This window comes from Brucella sp. IR068, assembly GCF_049065885.1.
GTDB lineage: Bacteria > Pseudomonadota > Alphaproteobacteria > Rhizobiales > Rhizobiaceae > Brucella > Brucella intermedia.
Genome location: NZ_JBAKHE010000001.1, coordinates 576575 through 593586 on the forward strand (window position 1 = coordinate 576575; position 17012 = coordinate 593586).

The window sequence follows — 17012 nt, forward strand, 5'->3', positions numbered from 1 at the left end:
ATGATACTCAGCGATTTGTTGGACTATGAAACCCTGCGCATCATCTGGTGGGTACTGCTCGGTGTATTGCTGATTGCCTTCGCCGCGATGGACGGGTTCGATCTCGGCGTGGACATTCTCATGCCGGTGGTCGGCAAGACCGATGTGGAGCGGCGCATCATCATCAACACGATCGGCCCGGTCTGGGAAGGCAATCAGGTCTGGTTGATTCTGGGCGGCGGCGCCATTTTCGCCGCCTGGCCACCGCTCTACGCGGTGTCCTTCTCGGGCTTCTATCTGGCGATGTTTGTCATCCTGTTCGCACTCATCCTGCGTCCGGTCGGCTTCAAGTATCGCTCCAAGCGGGACAGCGAAGCCTGGAGAAAGGGCTGGGACTGGGCGCTGTTCATCGGCGGTTTCGTGCCTGCCCTCATCTTCGGCGTTGCCGTCGGCAACGTCCTGCAGGGCATTCCCTTCCGGCTCGCCGACGACCTTCAGATATTCTACGAAGGTTCGTTCTTCGGCCTGCTCAATCCGTTCGCGCTGCTTTGCGGTGTGCTCTCAGTCACGATGCTCTCCATGCATGGCGCCTCGTGGCTGGTCCTGAAAACGACCGGGGAAGTACAGGCGCGTGCGCGGTTCTATGGCAGCATCGCGTCGCTTCTGACCGTTGTCCTTTATGTTCTGGCCGGGGTGATCAGCTGGCTCTGGATTTCGGGCTACCGCATCACAAGCGCTGTCGTCACGGACGGCCCGTCCAATCCGCTGCGCAAGACGGTGGAACTGGATCACGGCGCATGGTTCGCCAATTATGCGAACTATCCAATCCTGCTGATTGCTCCGGCGCTCGGCATCCTTGGAGCGCTTGCGGTCTTCGTCGCGCTGCGCAGCCGTCGTGAAGTCGCGCCGCTGCTGTTTGGAAAGCTGTCGATTTTCGGCATCATTTCATCGGTCGGCGTGTCGATGTTCCCGTTCATCCTGCCATCGTCGCTCGATCCACGCGCCAGCCTGACGGTGTGGGATTCGTCTTCCAGCCATATGACACTGTTCATCATGCTGGTGGTGACGCTCATCTTCCTGCCGCTGATCGTCGTCTACACGTCCTGGGTCTACAAGGTTTTGTGGGGCAAGGTCGAAAAGGACATGATCGAAGACGACAGCAACCACGCCTATTAGAGCGGTTCCGGTTCAACCGGAGCCGCTGGAGCGCTCTATCTCTTTGTTTTACGCATTGTCCTACGCAAAACCGCTTCGCACTTTTGCTGGAAATGCTCTAATCGGAAAGGAAGCAAGATGTGGTATTTTTCCTGGTTACTGGGGCTTCCGCTTGCAGCAGCTTTCGCCGTGCTCAATGCCATGTGGTATGAGCTGATGGACGACCGGGCGCGCAGGCGCCTGTCGGCAGATCCGACGGCGGATATGGCCCGGGAAGGCAAGAAACATCATTGATACGAACCAAAACGGCCCGGAAACGGGCCGTTTTCATTGATAAACTCATTCAAGGCTGCGGTATCGTCAGCTCCGCCACGAAATCATAAGCATCGCCGCGATAGAGTGATTTTGTAAATTCGACCACCCGGCCGGAGGGCAGATAGGAAATCCGCTCGATGGACAGGCCAGCGTCTCCCTCCTTGACGCCAAGAATGCGTGCATCCGGGTCCTTGATGTTGCAGGCGGCGATGCGCTGGACAGCGCGAACGGGGCGAAACCCGTTACGGTTCAGTTCGGCATAGAGCGAACCCTTGACCGCATCCGGGTCGGGCAGGATTTCACTCGAGAGGCTGGCCCGTTCGATGGCCAGCGGCAGATCGCTCGCCATGCGCAGACGGCCAAGGCGGGCAACGCGGGTTTCCGAGGAAACGCCCAGTTTCATCATTTCCTCGGGCGAGGGATAGTAAAGACCGCGTTCCAGCCATTTGGATTGCGTTGTGATACCGCGTCGTGCCATGTCTTCGGTGAACGAGGTCAGCATGGAAAGCGACTGCTGCACGCGCTCGCTCGGACGCACGACGAAAGTGCCGGAACCGTGACGGCGCACCAGAAGCCCGGCCTTTACCAGATCGTCCACGGCCTTTCGCACAGTGACGCGGCTGATATTGGCATATTCGGCGATGTCGCGTTCCGGCGGCAGGGCTTCGCCGTCAACCAGTTGTCCGGCGCGGATCGCGGCTTCCAGCGACTGGCGCAACTGCATGTAAAGCGGCCCTCCGGAAGAAGGGGCGGAACCTTGGAGGTTCTTGGGAAGGAAAGCGCTGAAATTTCCGCTCATTCGCGCGCCCTTCCATTTTGCGGCCCATATCGCTTGAGAGCGAGCTGAAGCGCGCCTGTCAATGCATCCGCCGCGGGGGCGACCAGAAGCGCCTGCTGGTGGGGAGGCAGCCATTCCACATAGAGCGGCGCCATGCCGCCAAGCAGGCTGATGCGTTCGGCGCCCTGATTGATCAGCATGTCGAGCGTTTCGCTGATATAACCGGCGGAGCGCTCCAGCAGCATACGCGCCGTTTCATCGCCTTCACTGGCATATTGGAAAACACGCGGAGCATATTTGCCGAAGTCGCCGGGTTTTGCCGTCCAGGCGAACTCGACCAGATTGTCGGGGTTATTGTCGAACTCATCGAGGAGATCGGTCGTCAGGCGCGTGCGTCGATGAATGCCGTCATGCACAAGCAGGCTTTCCTGCAGCAGGCTTTGACCGAGCCGCGCGCCGCTGCCGAGGTCGCCCAAGGGAAAACCCCAGCCGCCGACCGAATGGATGCGGCCGTTCCGTCGCGTGATATAGGCCGTACCGGTTCCAAGAATGGCGACGATGCCATCCTGATCGCCAAGCGCGCCTTGGAGCGCAATCACGCCGTCGAATTCCACATCGGAGTGCGCAAAGGGCAGGCCGCGTTCTATCGGTACGCCCGCACCCTCGACATTGCCGCCGGCAAGGCCAAGAACCGCGTGGCTGTTTGCATAGTGCGCCTTGTCCAGCCCGGCATCGTCAAAAGCGTTGTCGACCGCCGCGATCACATTGATCAGCGCCGTCTGCGGATCGGTGACGATATTGGCAGAGCCGCTGCGCCCTGAACCCAGAATCGCACCATCGCTGCCGGCCACAACAGCACGGCATCCGGTGCCACCGCCATCAACGCCAATGAAGAATTCAGTCATGAAGATACCTCCGGCTTGAAGATACCAAAAAAATACCATTAACCAAGCAGATTTGTCGACTTGTGAAAAATTTGATTAATTCATTGAAACAATTAAGGAAACAAAGCCGCTCTGAATTTTTCTGCGCGAAAGTTGTAAACTTCTCTGGACAATTGGTACGTTTTTGGCATTAATTTCAGCAGAAGGGGAGCGCAGTGCCGCTGAGTGCGTGGGTCACGCGGATTTGGGATGGAGACAACCGGCGGGGGCCCGGTACAATCCCGTAACGCGAGGAGTGATCGTACCGAAGCGGTCTGGCGTGCTTTCGCCTCTTTTGCGCATCCGCGCTCAAAAAACGGGAGAAGGTCAAATGGTTCGTAATACGTTCAAACTCATGCTGCTGGGTTCCACGCTTCTGGCGTCGGGATCGGCTGCGCTGGCCGAAGACGTTACGCTGACGGTTGAAAGCTGGCGTAACGACGATCTGCAGATATGGCAGGAAAAGATCATTCCGGCTTTTGAAGCCAAGAACCCTGGCATCAAGATCAATTTCGCACCGAGCGCGCCAACCGAATTCAACGCGGCCCTCAATGCCAAGCTTGACGCCGGTTCGGGCGGCGACCTCATTTCCTGCCGTCCTTTCGACACTTCGCTTGAGCTCTTCAACAAGGGCAAGCTCGCCGATCTCACCGATCTGGAAGGCATGAAGAACTTCTCCGACGTCGCCAAGTCCGCCTGGACCACCGACGACGGTTCCAAGACCTTCTGCGTGCCGATGGCTTCGGTCATTCACGGCTTCATCTACAATCAGGAAGCCTTCGACAAGCTGGGTCTCAAGGTTCCGGCCACGGAAGCCGAATTCTTTGACGTTCTCGAAAAGATCAAGGCAGACGGCAACTACATCCCGATGGCCATGGGCACGAAGGACATGTGGGAAGCCGCAACCATGGGCTACCAGAACATCGGCCCGACCTACTGGAAGGGCGAAGAGGGCCGCAAGGCACTGATCGCCGGTACGCAGAGGCTGACCGACCCGCAGTGGGTGGAGCCGTTCAAGGTTCTTGCCAAGTGGAAGGACTATCTGGGCGACGGTTTCGAAGCGCAGACCTATCCGGACAGCCAGAACCTGTTCACCCTCGGTCGCGCGGCCATCTATCCGGCAGGCTCGTGGGAAATCGGCCTGTTCAATACGCAGGCGCAGTTCAAGATGGGCGCGTTCCCGCCGCCGGTCAAGAATGCAGGCGACACCTGCTACATCTCCGACCACAACGACATCGGCCTCGGTCTCAACGCTTCGAGCAAGCACGCAGAACAGGCAAAGGTGTTCCTGAACTGGGTTGCTTCGCCTGAATTCGCTGAAATCTACGCCAACGCGCTGCCGGGCTTCTTCAGCCTGAACTCGACCGCGGTGAAGATGAGCGATCCGCTGGCGCAGGAATTTGTTTCCTGGCGCGAAAAGTGCAAGCCGACCATTCGTTCGACCTACCAGATTCTGTCGCGTGGCACGCCGAACCTCGAAAATGAAACCTGGGTTCAGTCGGCCAACGTCATCAACGGCACCGTAACGCCGGAAGACGCTGCGAAGAAGCTTCAGGAAGGTCTCGACAGCTGGTTCAAGCCTGCGAAATAAACACGCGGGGCTTTATGGGCGGCGATCGCGGGGGCGCGCCGCCCATATCTTTTCGTCTGGCGCATCGACATGCCGTTTTGCATTCGGTGCATTCCGTGTCAGTTTAAAATGACGCGAGCGTGCGGGGAGGGGAAGCCCGGCTTTCTCCGGTTTGCACGCTTTCTCGTGAGAAAGAACGCCAGCCATCGGTTTTATGCATTTCCGAATGCAAGCGGTTCATCCTCTGCTGGAAATGCTCTTGAAGAGCGAATGCCTATATGAGCCAATCTGCCGACATGACAGGTATCGTGCACAAGCGCCCGAGGCGCTGGCATATACTTGTGTTTCTTCTGCCCTGCGTCCTGATCTACACGGCAGTGATGGTCCTGCCCCTGATCGAGACCTTGCGGCAGGCATTCTTCAATGTCGTCGACGGACAGCGCACTTTCGTGGGGTTCGCGAACTTCCAGGCACTTTTCGGCGATCCGAACTGGTCGCGTGATTTCTGGAATGCCTTGAAAAACAACTTCATATTCTTCTGCATTCACATGCTCGTTCAAAATCCGATCGGCATTCTGCTGGCGGCCATGCTGTCGCTGCCGAAGCTGCGTTTCGCCGCCTTCTACCGCACGGCGATCTTTCTTCCGACGCTGTTGTCCTTCGTTATCGTCGGCTTCATCTGGAAACTGATCCTGTCGCCGATCTGGGGCGTGGCTCCATGGATGATGGATCTCGTCGGGCTGAAATGGCTGTTCGGCCCGTGGCTCGGCAAGGCCGATACGGCTCTCGTCACTGTGTCACTCGTCTCGGTCTGGCAGTTCGTCGGTATTCCGATGATGCTGATCTACGCGGCGCTGCTCAATATTCCCGATGAAATCATCGAGGCGGCGGAATGCGACGGCATTACCGGCTGGAGCCAGTTCTTCAAGATCAAGCTGCCGCTGATCCTGCCATCGATCGGCCTGATCTCGGTGATGACCTTCGTTGCCAACTTCAATGCGTTCGATCTCATCTATTCGATGCAGGGCGCGCTGGCGGGACCGGACAAGTCGACCGACATTCTGGGCACGTTCCTTTACCGCACTTTCTTCGGCTTCCAGTTGCAGCTTGGCAATCCGTCGATGGGCGCGACCATCGCCGCCGTGATGTTCCTCATCATTCTGGCAGGCGTGTCGCTCTACCTGTTCGGCATCCAGCGCCGCATGCGCCGCTATCAGTTCTGAGGACGAGACCATGTCGAAAGCACGCACATCGCCCCTTCGCACCACGCTCGTCCATGCGGCCCTGATCTTCTACATGCTGATCGCCGTGTTTCCGGTGGCCCTGACGCTGATCAATTCCTTCAAGGACCGCAACGCAATCTTCCGCACGCCGTTGCAGTTTCCGACACCGGAAAGTTTCAGTCTCATCGGTTATGAGACGGTTCTCAAGCAAGGCTCGTTTCTGACCTACTTCCAGAACAGCGCCATCGTTACCGTGGTCAGCATATTCTTCGTGATCCTGTTCGGAGCAATGGCAGCCTTCGCGCTCGCCGAATACCGCTTCAAGGGCAATACGCTGATGGGCCTCTATCTCGCCATCGGCATCATGATCCCGATCCGGCTCGGCACGGTGGCCCTGCTGCAAGGCATGGTGGCGGTCGGTCTGGTCAATACGCTGACGGCTCTTATCCTCGTCTATACCGCGCAGGGCCTGCCGCTGGCGATCTTCATCCTGTCGGAATTCATGCGAACCGTGTCCGACGATTTGAAGAATGCCGGGCGAATAGACGGCATGTCGGAATATGCCATCTTCTTCAAGCTGGTGCTGCCGCTTATCCGGCCTGCCATGGCGACCGTCGCCGTCTTCACCATGATCCCGATCTGGAATGACCTCTGGTTCCCGCTGATCCTTGCGCCAAGCGAAGCCACCAAGACGGTAACGCTCGGTTCTCAGCTCTTCATCGGTCAGTTCGTCACCAACTGGAACGCTGTTCTTTCGGCCCTTTCACTGGCGATGTTCCCGATCCTCATCCTCTATGTTCTCTTCTCGCGGCAGCTGATCCGCGGCATTACCGCGGGAGCTGTAAAATGAGTTCTGCAATGCAAAATCCTGTTCGTGTTCTTTCCGCCGGTCTCGGCAATATGGGCCGCAGCCATGCGCTCGCCTATCATCGCAATCCCGGTTTTGAGATTGTCGGTCTCGTCAATCGCACCAAGGTTGCGGTTCCGGACGAGCTGGCGGGCTATGAAATTCATCCTTCCTTCCTGGAAGCATTGAAGGAACTGAAGCCCGATCTCGCCTGCGTCGCCACCTATTCGGAAAGCCATGCGGATTATGCCGTCGCCGCGATGGAGCAGGGTGCGCATGTGTTCGTGGAAAAGCCGCTTGCAACGACGGTCGAAGATGCGCGCCGCGTGATCGACTGCGCGCGGGCCAATGGGCGCAAGCTCGTCATCGGCTATATCCTGCGCCATCATCCATCCTGGATGCGGCTCATCTCCGAGGCGCGCCAGCTTGGCGGACCTTATGTCTTCCGCATGAACCTCAACCAGCAGTCCAGCGGCGCGACCTGGGAAACCCACAAGAACCTGATGAACACCACGTCGCCCATCGTCGACTGCGGTGTGCATTATGTGGACGTCATGTGCCAGATTACCGACGCCAAGCCCGTGGAAGTGCGCGGCATGGGCCTGCGCCTTTCCGACGAGATCAAGCCAGACATGTATAATTACGGCCATCTACAGGTGCTGTTCGATGACGGTACGGTGGGCTGGTACGAGGCGGGCTGGGGCCCGATGATGTCGGAGACCGCCTTCTTCGTGAAGGACGTCATCTCGCCCAATGGCTGCGTCTCGATCGTCATGAACGAGGCCGTGACGAAATCCGACGATGTAGACGCGCATACCAAGACCTCGACCATCCGCGTTCACCGCGCCGAGCGTGGAGCCGATGGCAAGTTCCTGAAACCGGATACGGACCTCTCCATGGCAGACGAGCCGGGGCATCAGGAATTGTGTGAACGCGAGCAGGCCTACATGCTGAAGGCCATTCGCGAGGATATCGATCTCAACCGCCATATGGATGACGCGCTTCAATCGCTGCGCATCTGCCTTGCAGCGGATGAAAGTGTGCGCACCGGCAAGCCGGTCAAATTGTAAGGGAATTTGATACGTGGGATCGCTGCTACTCAAATCGGTACACAAGCGCTACGGTGCGCAGGAAGTCCTGAAAGACATTAATCTGGAAGTGCAGGACGGGGAATTCATCATCTTCGTCGGGCCGTCCGGCTGCGGGAAGTCAACGCTGCTGCGTTCCATCGCCGGGCTGGAAGACGTTTCCTCCGGGCAGGTGCTCATCAATGGTGAGGACGTAACCGTGACGCCGCCCTCCAAGCGCGGCATTGCGATGGTGTTCCAGTCCTATGCGCTTTATCCGCACCTGTCGGTCAAGGACAATATGGGACTTGGCCTCAAGCAGGCAGGCACGCCGAAAGCCGAAATCGAAACGCGCGTTTCGAAGGCTTCCGCCATGTTGTCGCTCGACCCGTATCTGGAACGGCGCCCGGCGGAAATGTCGGGCGGCCAGCGCCAGCGTGTCGCCATCGGCCGCGCACTGGTGCGCGAACCGGAACTGTTCCTGTTCGACGAACCGCTGTCGAACCTCGATGCGGCACTTCGCGTCCAGACCCGGCTTGAGATCGCCAAGCTGCACCGCGAGCTGAAGGCGACGATGATCTATGTCACGCACGATCAGGTCGAGGCCATGACGCTGGCGGACCGCATCGTCGTTCTCAATGCCGGTCGCATCGAGCAGGTAGGCTCGCCGATGGAGCTATATAACAAGCCCGATAATCTCTTTGTCGCGGGCTTTATCGGTTCGCCGCAGATGAATTTCGTTGACGGCACCCGCATCGGCGACGAAGGGGCGAAGACGGTCGGTATCCGGCCCGAGCATATTTCCGTCAGCCGCGATAGCGGCAGATGGAAAGGCAAGGTTATCCATGCCGAACATCTTGGGGCCGATACGATCCTTTACGTCGAAACAGAAGCAGCAGGCCTGATCACAGTGCGGCTCTTCGGCGAGCACCACTACAATGAGGACGACGTGATCTTCATCACGCCCGATGACGGCAAGGTGCATCGGTTCGATGCGAACGGCAAGGCGATCCGCTAGAGCCACATTCGTAGTTTCTATTGAAGCCGTACCCTCGCGGGTGCGGCTTTTCTTTTGGAGAATCGGGTTGGTCCGGTGGCTGCAAATCGTGCCGGGCCAATATGGACAAAACGCCTCACACGGTTTCATGAGTGATGGCAACATGGCTCGCACGAGCCGGAATAGTACCGATGGGTACTGACGTTATCGTCAATCAAAAGCAATAATGTTGCGGTATCGGGACGCTAAACATTCGAGTTGAAATCCCTTTTAAATCGCGGAACTAAGCTTGTTTCGTCCAATGGACGTCGCCCCCTGGTCAGGTAGGAGCGAACCCGTTTCACGAAAGAGTGCCAAGGGGCACGAAAAATAATCTTGCTTTATTTTTGAACCCGTTCCACCCTGAATGCGGATGGTGCCGAAGGAGGAAATCGGCGCCATGTCGCATGGGAGGAGCAAGATCGGCGGCGTGATATTCACGCGCCGAAAGCGGGTCCGGGGGCTCCGGAACCAGTCTTAAATTTTCCCGTTCGACATTCCGTAAATTTGCGAGGCCAGTGGCCAGGCCAGTTTCGAGGGTTCCCCGCATGAGCGATGATGTCGTACTATCCCTGCATGTTCCCGAGCCGGAATGGCGGCCAGGTGACGCGCCGGATTTCTCCCATGTCAAAATCCCGCGCGCGGGCAGCGTTCGCAGACCGGAGATCGATGAAAAACCGGAAGCGATGCGCGATCTGGCTTTCAGCATCATCCGCGTTCTCAATCGTGATGGCGAGGCGGTTGGCCCGTGGGCAGGAACACTTACCGACGACGAACTGAAAGAGGGTCTTCGCCACATGATGATCCTGCGCGCCTATGATGCGCGCATGATGATGGCGCAGCGCCAGGGCAAGACGTCGTTCTATATGCAGCATCTGGGTGAGGAGGCGGTAAGCTGCGCCTTCCGCAAGGCATTGCGCAAGGGCGACATGAATTTCCCGACCTATCGTCAGGCCGGACTGCTCATCGCCGACGATTATCCGCTCGTCACCATGATGAACCAGATTTTCTCCAATGAGCACGATCCGCTGAAAGGCCGCCAGCTTCCGGTGATGTATTCCTCGAAGGAGCACGGCTTCTTCACCATCTCCGGCAATCTTGCAACGCAATATACGCAGGCCGTCGGCTGGGCCATGGCGTCGGCCATCAGCCACGATACGAAGATCGCCGCCGCATGGATCGGCGATGGCTCGACAGCCGAAAGCGACTTCCACGCGGCACTGGTCTTTGCTTCGACCTACAAGGCCCCGGTGGTGATGAACATCGTCAACAACCAGTGGGCCATTTCCACCTTCCAGGGCATTGCACGCGGCGGCTCCGGCACTTTCGCCGCACGTGGGCACGGTTTCGGCATTCCGGCGCTTCGCGTCGACGGCAACGACTATCTGGCCGTCCATGCGGTTGCAAAATGGGCGGTGGAACGCGCCCGGCGCAATCTCGGGCCAACCATCATCGAATATGTGACCTACCGCGCTGGCGGGCATTCCACCTCGGATGATCCGTCCGCCTATCGCCCTAAAGCCGAAAGCGATGCATGGCCACTTGGCGATCCGATCCTGCGACTGAAGAACCATCTTATCAAGCGCGGTGTCTGGTCGGACGAGCGTCACAAGCAGGCGGAAGCCGAGGTGATGGATCTGGTGGTGGCCGCACAGCGCGAGGCGGAAGCCATTGGCACACTGCATGATGGCCGCAAGCCATCCATGCGCGACATGTTCGAGGATGTCTATGCTGAAACGCCGCCGCATCTTATCCGCCAGCGCCAGGAAGCGGGGTTTTAATCCATGAGCAAGATGACCATGATCGAGGCGATCCAGAACGCCCATGACATTGCCATGGAACGCGACAAGAATGTCGTCGTGTTCGGTGAGGATGTGGGTTATTTCGGCGGTGTTTTCCGCTGTACGGCTGGCCTCCAGAAGAAATACGGCAAGGAACGCTGCTTCGACGCGCCGATCAGCGAGCTTGGCATCGTGGGCACTGCCATCGGCATGGCGGCTTACGGCCTTCGCCCCTGCATTGAAGTGCAGTTTGCGGATTATGTTTACCCGGCCTATGACCAGATCGTTTCGGAAGCGGCGCGACTGCGCTATCGCTCGGCGGGCGAGTTCACCTGTCCTATCGTGATCCGCATGCCTTCCGGCGGCGGCATCTATGGCGGGCAGACGCACAGCCAGAGCCCGGAGGCGCTGTTCACACACGTGTCGGGCCTGAAAACCGTCATGCCATCCACGCCTGCCGATGCGAAGGGCCTGCTGCTGGCGGCGATCGAAGACCCGGATCCGGTTATCATGTTCGAGCCGAAGCGCCTTTATAACGGGCCTTTCGACGGGCATCATGATCGCCCGGTGACCTCGTGGAAAAAGCATGATCTCGGCGATGTGCCGCAAGGCTATTACACCGTGCCGCTTGGCAAGGCCGCTATTCGCCGCGAAGGCAGCGACGTGACCGTGCTTGCCTATGGCACGATGGTTCATGTGGCGCTTGCCGCCGTCGAGGAAACCGGCGTCGATGCGGAAGTGATCGATCTTCGCACGCTTTTGCCGCTCGACACCGACACCATCATGGCTTCGGTGAAGAAGACCGGGCGCTGCGTGATCGTGCACGAGGCGACGCTGACCTGCGGCTATGGCGCGGAGCTTGCCGCTCTCGTGCAGCGTGATTGCTTCTACCATCTGGAAGCGCCAATCATCCGCGTCACAGGATGGGATACGCCTTATCCGCATGCGCAGGAGTGGGCCTATTTCCCCGGTCCGGACCGGGTGGGCCGCGCGCTTACATCGATCATGGAAGCTTGAGGGGGCGAAGCAAATGGCACATTTTACGATCAAGCTCCCCGATGTTGGTGAAGGCGTTGCCGAGGCCGAACTCGTCGAATGGCATGTGAAGGTCGGCGATGTCGTGCGCGAGGATGATCTTCTCGCAGCCGTCATGACCGACAAGGCAACGGTGGAAATTCCCTCGTCGCGCGCTGGCAAGGTCATCGCCATCAATGGCGAGGTAGGCGAGAAGATCGCGGTCGGGTCCGAACTGGTCCGTCTGGAGATCGAGGGCGGCTCGCCGGAGGAACAGGCTGAGGAAAAGCCGGTTCCAGCGGCAGCGCAAGCGGCCAAACCCCTACCGGCGCCGGCGCCTGAAACACCTGTTCTGTTGCAGACGCCTGTTCCACCGAAACCCGCTGTACCGAAGCGCGAAGCCGCAGGCAGTGCCTTCTCCGGCGCGGGACCGGTTCGCCAGGAAGGTGAAAAGCCGCTTGCCACGCCTTCTGTCCGGCTGCGTGCTCGCGACGGGGGCGTCGATCTGCGCCGGGTTCGCGGCACCGGACCGGCAGGACGCATCACGCATGACGATCTCGATCTCTATTTCCAGCAGGAAACCGGCGCGGCTCCCGCTCTATCCGGCTACGCGACCGACACCTCGGTCAATGAGATCAAGGTCATCGGCCTTCGCCGCAAGATTGCCGAACGCATGGCGGAAGCGAAACGCCACATTCCGCATATCACTATCGTCGAAGAGGTCGATGTCACGCAGTTGGAAGAACTGCGCAATAGTCTCAATAACGAGAAGAAGGAAGGCCGTCCGCGCCTGACGCTGTTGCCGTTCATCATCCGGGCAATTGTGAAAGCCGTGAAGGAACAGCCCGGCCTCAACGCGCATTTCGATGACGAAGCGGACATCATCCGCCAGTTCGGCGGCGTGCATGTCGGCATTGCCACACAGACGCCGAACGGCCTGATCGTGCCGGTGGTGCGCCACGCGGAAAGCATGAGCGTATTTGCGGCGGCTTCCGAATTGTCGCGCGTGACCGATGCCGCCCGCAACGGCACCGCCAAGCGGGAGGAACTGACCGGTTCCACCATCACCATCACGTCGCTTGGGGCTCTCGGCGCAATCGCCACGACGCCGATCATCAATCGTCCGGAAGTCGCGATTGTGGGCATCAACAAGATGGCCGTGCGTCCGATGTGGGACGGGGTGCAGTTCGTGCCGCGCAAGATGATGAACCTGTCATGCAGTTTCGACCACCGCGTGATCGACGGCTGGGATGCGGCGGTCTTCGTGCAGAAGCTGAAAAGCCTTCTGGAAGCGCCTGCGATGATTTTTGTAGAAGGCTGATCGAATGAGCGAGATTTCCTGCAAACTCCTGATCATCGGCGGCGGCCCCGGCGGCTATGTCTGCGGCATCCGGGCGGGCCAGCTTGGCATTGATACGGTGCTGGTGGAGAAGACGCGCCTTGGCGGCACCTGCCTCAATGTGGGCTGCATCCCGTCCAAGGCGCTGATCCATGCGGCCGACGAATTTCACCGGCTTTCCGTCTTTGCATCCAAGGGCGCGCTCGGTATTTCCGCCGAGAACCCGGCCATCGATTTCGCCAGAACGCTCGAATGGAAAGACGGCATCGTCAACCGTCTCAACAGCGGCGTTGCCGGTCTCCTGAAACGCTCGCGTGTGCGCATGTTCCATGGACAGGCGCGTTTTCTCGACGGAAAGACCGTTCTCGTTGAAACCGATACGGGTCGCCAGACGATCCACGCCGAAAACATCGTGATCGCGACCGGCTCGGTTCCCGTTGAAATTCAGGCGCTGCCTTTCGGCGGAAAAATCATTTCATCCACCGAGGCGCTGTCGCTGGAAAAGATACCGGAAAAGCTCGCCATCGTCGGCGGCGGCTATATCGGGCTTGAGATCGGCACTGCCTTTGCCAAGCTTGGTGCGAAGGTCACCGTGGTCGAGGCGACAGACCGCATCCTGCCGCAATATGATGCGGAACTCACGCGGCCCATCATGGCGCGCCTGAAGGCGCTCGGCGTCGAAGTCCTGACCGGCACTTCGGCCAAGGGACTTTCAAAGGATGAGGCCGGGCTGGAAGTCCTGACCGCCGATGGAACCACGAAAACCATCGAGGCAGACAGGATACTTGTTACGGTAGGCCGCAAGCCGCAGACCGATGGCTGGGGCTTGAGCGAAATCCGGCTGGATATGGATGGGCGTTTCATCCGGATTGACGAGCGCTGCCGCACCTCCATGCGCGGCGTCTACGCCATCGGCGACGTGACCGGCGAGCCGATGCTGGCCCATCGCGCCATGGCGCAGGGCGAGATGGTGGCGGAGATCATTGCCGGCGGCAACCAGGTATGGGACAAGCGCTGCATCCCTGCCGTCTGCTTCACCGATCCGGAAATCGTCACTGTCGGCCTGTCGCCGGATGAAGCCCGCAAGGCTGGCCATGAAATTCAGGTCGGCATCTTCCCGTTCCAGGCCAATGGCCGGGCAATGACCGTCGAGCGGGAAGACGGCATGATCCGTGTCGTCGCACGTGCGGATAACCACCTGATCCTTGGTATTCAGGCCGTCGGAGTTGGCATATCCGAGCTTTCATCTTCCTTCGCGCAAGCCGTGGAGATGGGTGCAAGGCTGGAAGACATCGCGGCAACGATCCACGCGCATCCGACATTGAGCGAGGGTTTTGTCGAAGCCAGCATGAAGGCGCTCGGTCACGCCTTACATGTTTGATGATTTACGCTCGTGCCGCCAGAGAAAGATGGCGGCACCGGCAACCATGGCGGCAAGCGCGAACCATGTGATTGCATAGGAAAAATGGCTGTTGCGGAATTTCACGACCGTCAGACCGCCGATGGGCAGCGCTCCGGCAGCGGAATTTGCATCGGCATCGATGAAATAGGGAGCGACCTGACCCAGATTGAGCTTCTGCGCAAAGGCTGCGACATCGCGCGAGTTCCAGTCGTTACGCGCCGGATCATTCGGACGCAGGAAAAACCCGTCCGGTTCCGGCATGCGCAATAGTCCGGTTACGGTCGTTTCCCCGGCAATTTGCGTTTCGTGGCGGGAAGACGGATCGCGCCTGTCGCTCGGAACAAAGCCGCGATTGATGAAAGTCAGCGCACCGTCGGGCGAGCGCATCGGGGTCAGAACCCAATAGCCCGCGCCGCGTTCGGTCAGCGCATGAACCAGTATTTCCTTGTCATTCAGGTAGGTTCCGGTCAGCTTGACGCGGCGGTACTCGTCATCCTTCTGGTTGACATTGGCCCAGTCGTCCCGTGCGGGTGCGGCGACCGGCTCGGCATGGACCCGCGCATCGACCCGTTCGATAAGATCGAGCTTCCATTGCAGGCGCTCCACCTGCCAGATGCCAAGCCCCATGAATAGAACGAAGAAAACCGCGCCCAGCACCGAAAACAGGCCGATGAAGAAACGCGAGGAAGGCTTCTGGACGGGTTGTTCATTCTTGGGGGAGGGCATCATCCTGTCCTTCAATCACGGCAGCTACAAAGCCTGATAGAGAAAGTGGCCTTCTATAGCAAAAATGCAATGGCGAGAAAGGGCAGAACCACAAAAGAACGTGATCGCTGAACTTGTCATCTGCGAGCCGGATTTCCCATAGTGGCGGAAAGAGAATCGCACCAGTTCTGGAAGTGGCTGAATATGACGGATTGCATCGTTGTGGGTGCCGGTATGGTGGGTGTCGGTACAGCGCTCGCCTTGCAGGAAAGGGGCTGGTCGGTGCTTCTTGTGGACCGAAGCGGTCCGGGAACTGAAACGAGCTATGGCAATGCTGGAATTATCCAGACAGAGGCCGTCAGCCCCTATGCCTTGCCACGCGCCCCTCTGGAACTGCTGAGGGCGGCGTTCGGCGCCAATAATCAGGTCGCATGGCGGCTTCGCGACATGCCACGCCAGGTCGGCCCGTTGTGGCGCTACTGGCATAATTCGGAAGCGGGGCGTCACCGCACGGCATCGCAGTTCTATGCACGCATGATCCGGCGCGCTGCCGATGATCATGCGCCGCTGATCGAAGCGGCGGGCGCTGAAAACCTTATCAGGCGGGCGGGATTGCGCGAACTGCATCGGTCTGCCCGATCGTTCGACCTTTCCGCACGTGACGCGGAGCTGAAAAGGCAGGAATTCGGCGTCGCCAGCATCATCGAGGACGGCAAGGCAGTCAGCGCCGCCGAGCCATCCTTGAAGGCAAATCTGGCCGGAGCCATTCACTGGACCGATCCCTGGTCATGTTCCGATCCCGGCGCGCTCGTCCAGTCCTATGCCAGCCTGTTCGTCAAGCGCGGCGGCACTTTCGTGCAAGGCGATGCGCGAGGCTTGCGGCAGGATGGTTCCGGCTGGCAGATTGATACGGCGGATGGCCCACATGCTGCGCGCCACGTCGTGCTCGCCCTCGGCCCGTGGAGCCCGGAAATCCTTCGCACTTTCGGCTATAAAATTCCGCTGGTTATCAAACGGGGATACCATCAGCATTTCTCCGGTGCGGGACCGAAGGTGCCTGTTCTCGATGTGAGCAATTCGACCGTTGCAACACCCATGCGCGCCGGATTGCGCATCCTGACAGGGGCAGAGCTGACGCCGCTCGGCAGCGTGGCGCGACACGAGCAGCTGAACAGGTCTATCAAGGCCATAAGCGAGCTTTTCGACATTGGCGCACCCGTGGAGCATACGCCATGGTTCGGCAGCCGACCCTGCATGCCGCGAATGCTGCCAGTCGTTGGAGAAGCCCCGCGACACAAGGGATTATGGCTGAATTTCGGGCACGGGCATCAGGGGTTCACGCTTGGGCCTACGACAGGGCGGATTCTGGCGGAGCGTATGACCGGGGAACCAGAGGACGCGAAGCTCTACAGCGCGCTCGCTCTTCGGCACTGAACAGCCTGTCCAAAAAAAAATTACAGCGCCTGCCGCATTCGGGACGAATGCGTGGCGCTGGGAAAAATCTCAGTATATCGCTTGGTTATCAGGCAAGTTTATGGATTTTACGTCTGCGGTGTGAATAGCCGCCCTTCGACAGGCGCAATACGTTGCAGACCTGTGTCTTGTCTTTCGAAGGCTTTGGCATCTGTTCATGGATGCGCCGCAGAATCTGCTGCGTAACTGTGCGTTCCTTATCGCTCGCTGCTGGACCGATAATAATGCTTTTCATCGATCATTCTCCCTATATTCTGGGCACGAGACGGCTTCCGAGGCTGCCTCGACCGATTATCAAGAATGTACGAATGAACTAAGTATTAACCAATTTTTATGTCTTGACAAGCGCATCTGCGCAACAGTCTGCAACCCATTGCAAAGCATGAAGAAAAGCCGAATCGCAGG

16 protein-coding genes are annotated in these 17012 nt (G+C 58.9%); 12 read left to right on the top strand and 4 right to left on the bottom strand.

Translation table 11 applies throughout. The features are described from left to right. Together cydB and cydX are read left to right on the top strand one after the other, a co-directional pair. Window positions 1-1155 carry a cytochrome d ubiquinol oxidase subunit II gene (gene cydB / locus ACOWVS_RS02650; protein WP_021586071.1) on the top strand — a complete coding sequence of 385 codons (1155 nt, stop codon included), beginning with the start codon at window positions 1-3 and terminating at the stop codon, window positions 1153-1155. Window positions 1156-1272: 117 nt separating this feature from the next. Next, window positions 1273-1428: a cytochrome bd-I oxidase subunit CydX gene (cydX, locus tag ACOWVS_RS02655; RefSeq protein WP_006468808.1), complete on the top strand. Its 156-nt coding sequence runs from the start codon at window positions 1273-1275 to the stop codon at window positions 1426-1428. Between the two features lie 49 nt (window positions 1429-1477). Here the strand turns inward: cydX and ACOWVS_RS02660 are convergent, their stop codons facing one another. Next, complete coding sequence (locus ACOWVS_RS02660) at window positions 1478-2248, bottom strand: GntR family transcriptional regulator (protein WP_021586070.1); 771 nt, start codon at window positions 2246-2248, stop codon at window positions 1478-1480. Beyond that, a complete protein-coding gene (locus ACOWVS_RS02665; protein WP_021586069.1) occupies window positions 2245-3132 on the bottom strand; it encodes an N-acetylglucosamine kinase in 888 nt (295 codons plus the stop codon). The genes ACOWVS_RS02660 and ACOWVS_RS02665 overlap by 4 nt, the downstream gene beginning before the upstream one ends. Before the next feature lie 349 nt (window positions 3133-3481). On the opposite strand from ACOWVS_RS02665, the gene ACOWVS_RS02670 reads away from it, so the two are divergent. The 9 genes from ACOWVS_RS02670 to lpdA all read left to right on the top strand — a co-directional run bounded on the left by ACOWVS_RS02670 (window position 3482) and on the right by lpdA (window position 14408). Beyond that, a complete protein-coding gene (locus ACOWVS_RS02670; protein ID WP_021586068.1) occupies window positions 3482-4741 on the top strand; it encodes an ABC transporter substrate-binding protein in 1260 nt (419 codons plus the stop codon). A gap of 257 nt (window positions 4742-4998) precedes the next feature. After that, entirely contained in the window at window positions 4999-5943 is a 945-nt protein-coding gene (locus ACOWVS_RS02675; protein WP_006468812.1) for a carbohydrate ABC transporter permease, read from the top strand. Between the two features lie 10 nt (window positions 5944-5953). Then, window positions 5954-6793, top strand: a complete 840-nt coding sequence (locus ACOWVS_RS02680) for a carbohydrate ABC transporter permease (RefSeq protein ID WP_021586067.1) — start codon at window positions 5954-5956, stop codon at window positions 6791-6793. Further along, window positions 6790-7860 (top strand): Gfo/Idh/MocA family protein, encoded by a 1071-nt coding sequence (locus ACOWVS_RS02685; protein ID WP_006468814.1) that lies wholly within the window; start codon window positions 6790-6792, stop codon window positions 7858-7860. Before ACOWVS_RS02680 ends, ACOWVS_RS02685 begins: the two co-directional genes overlap by 4 nt. A 13-nt stretch (window positions 7861-7873) precedes the next feature. Next, the gene (locus ACOWVS_RS02690; protein WP_021586066.1) at window positions 7874-8875 is read left to right on the top strand and encodes an ABC transporter ATP-binding protein; all 1002 of its coding nucleotides are present in this window, start codon (window positions 7874-7876) and stop codon (window positions 8873-8875) included. 566 nt (window positions 8876-9441) lie between these two features. Continuing rightward, window positions 9442-10674, top strand: coding sequence for a 3-methyl-2-oxobutanoate dehydrogenase (2-methylpropanoyl-transferring) subunit alpha (locus ACOWVS_RS02695; protein WP_021586064.1), 1233 nt, complete (start codon window positions 9442-9444; stop codon window positions 10672-10674). 3 nt (window positions 10675-10677) lie between these two features. Next, on the top strand, window positions 10678-11691 hold the full coding sequence (locus ACOWVS_RS02700; protein ID WP_075041441.1) for an alpha-ketoacid dehydrogenase subunit beta: 1014 nt from the start codon (window positions 10678-10680) through the stop codon (window positions 11689-11691). A 13-nt stretch (window positions 11692-11704) separates the two neighbouring features. Then, window positions 11705-13009, top strand: coding sequence for a dihydrolipoamide acetyltransferase family protein (locus tag ACOWVS_RS02705; protein WP_021586062.1), 1305 nt, complete (start codon window positions 11705-11707; stop codon window positions 13007-13009). 4 nt (window positions 13010-13013) lie between these two features. Next, the gene (gene lpdA / locus ACOWVS_RS02710; RefSeq protein WP_021586061.1) at window positions 13014-14408 is read left to right on the top strand and encodes a dihydrolipoyl dehydrogenase; all 1395 of its coding nucleotides are present in this window, start codon (window positions 13014-13016) and stop codon (window positions 14406-14408) included. Here lpdA and ACOWVS_RS02715 read toward each other — a convergent pair. Further along, the gene (locus tag ACOWVS_RS02715) at window positions 14397-15158 is read right to left on the bottom strand and encodes an SURF1 family protein (protein WP_021586060.1); all 762 of its coding nucleotides are present in this window, start codon (window positions 15156-15158) and stop codon (window positions 14397-14399) included. The two genes, lpdA and ACOWVS_RS02715, sit on opposite strands and share 12 nt — an antisense overlap. Window positions 15159-15338: 180 nt before the next feature. Here ACOWVS_RS02715 and ACOWVS_RS02720 point away from each other — a divergent pair, with 180 nt between their 5' ends. After that, entirely contained in the window at window positions 15339-16568 is a 1230-nt protein-coding gene (locus tag ACOWVS_RS02720) for an NAD(P)/FAD-dependent oxidoreductase (RefSeq protein WP_021586059.1), read from the top strand. 88 nt (window positions 16569-16656) lie between these two features. Here the strand turns inward: ACOWVS_RS02720 and ACOWVS_RS02725 are convergent, their stop codons facing one another. Then, window positions 16657-16842, bottom strand: coding sequence for a hypothetical protein (locus tag ACOWVS_RS02725; protein WP_075041440.1), 186 nt, complete (start codon window positions 16840-16842; stop codon window positions 16657-16659). Between the last annotated feature and the right edge of the window lie 170 nt (window positions 16843-17012).

Coding starts and splice junctions, on each gene's coding strand:
- cydB (WP_021586071.1), top strand. CDS start 1: ATGATACTCAGCGATTTGTTGGACTATGAAACCCTGCGCATCATCTGG.
- cydX (WP_006468808.1), top strand. CDS start 1,273: ATGTGGTATTTTTCCTGGTTACTGGGGCTTCCGCTTGCAGCAGCTTTC.
- ACOWVS_RS02660 (WP_021586070.1), bottom strand. CDS start 2,248: ATGAGCGGAAATTTCAGCGCTTTCCTTCCCAAGAACCTCCAAGGTTCC.
- ACOWVS_RS02665 (WP_021586069.1), bottom strand. CDS start 3,132: ATGACTGAATTCTTCATTGGCGTTGATGGCGGTGGCACCGGATGCCGT.
- ACOWVS_RS02670 (WP_021586068.1), top strand. CDS start 3,482: ATGGTTCGTAATACGTTCAAACTCATGCTGCTGGGTTCCACGCTTCTG.
- ACOWVS_RS02675 (WP_006468812.1), top strand. CDS start 4,999: ATGAGCCAATCTGCCGACATGACAGGTATCGTGCACAAGCGCCCGAGG.
- ACOWVS_RS02680 (WP_021586067.1), top strand. CDS start 5,954: ATGTCGAAAGCACGCACATCGCCCCTTCGCACCACGCTCGTCCATGCG.
- ACOWVS_RS02685 (WP_006468814.1), top strand. CDS start 6,790: ATGAGTTCTGCAATGCAAAATCCTGTTCGTGTTCTTTCCGCCGGTCTC.
- ACOWVS_RS02695 (WP_021586064.1), top strand. CDS start 9,442: ATGAGCGATGATGTCGTACTATCCCTGCATGTTCCCGAGCCGGAATGG.
- ACOWVS_RS02700 (WP_075041441.1), top strand. CDS start 10,678: ATGAGCAAGATGACCATGATCGAGGCGATCCAGAACGCCCATGACATT.
- ACOWVS_RS02705 (WP_021586062.1), top strand. CDS start 11,705: ATGGCACATTTTACGATCAAGCTCCCCGATGTTGGTGAAGGCGTTGCC.
- lpdA (WP_021586061.1), top strand. CDS start 13,014: ATGAGCGAGATTTCCTGCAAACTCCTGATCATCGGCGGCGGCCCCGGC.
- ACOWVS_RS02715 (WP_021586060.1), bottom strand. CDS start 15,158: ATGATGCCCTCCCCCAAGAATGAACAACCCGTCCAGAAGCCTTCCTCG.
- ACOWVS_RS02720 (WP_021586059.1), top strand. CDS start 15,339: ATGACGGATTGCATCGTTGTGGGTGCCGGTATGGTGGGTGTCGGTACA.
- ACOWVS_RS02725 (WP_075041440.1), bottom strand. CDS start 16,842: ATGAAAAGCATTATTATCGGTCCAGCAGCGAGCGATAAGGAACGCACA.